The following is a 359-nucleotide window of genomic DNA, read 5'->3' as shown; positions in this document are numbered from 1 at the left end:
ACCCACTTCTGGTTGACGGCGGAGAGACAGGTCCACAGGTGGAGCTTGGTTCCGTCGGTGGAGGAGACGCCGGCCGCGTCGAGGCATTTGCCGGACTGCGGGTTCCTCAGGGTGCCGTCGGCCTGTGGCACCCATTTCTGGGCGGCTGTGTTGTTGCAGCCGTAGAGCTGGATCTTCGTGCCGTCGGCTGTGCCGCCGCCGCTGATGTCCAGGCACTTGCCGAGCGCGCGCAGTGTCTGGTCCGTGGCGACCGTCCACTTCTGGGCCGCGGACTGGTTGCACGTCCACAGCTGGATCTGCGTCCCGTCGGCGCTCGCCCCGTTCGCGACGTCGACGCACTTGCCGCCGATGCCGGTGAT

The 359-nt window shown here is 67.7% G+C and carries 1 protein-coding gene; it reads right to left on the bottom strand.

Features of this window, described 5'->3' with window-relative positions:
• A partial coding sequence (locus OO67_RS35475) for an RICIN domain-containing protein (RefSeq protein ID WP_033305960.1) occupies positions 1–359 on the bottom strand: 359 nt, incomplete at both ends.

This window comes from Streptomyces atroolivaceus (assembly GCF_000717025.1).
GTDB lineage: Bacteria > Actinomycetota > Actinomycetes > Streptomycetales > Streptomycetaceae > Streptomyces > Streptomyces atroolivaceus.
This window is presented reverse-complemented; position numbering and strand designations above follow the sequence as displayed.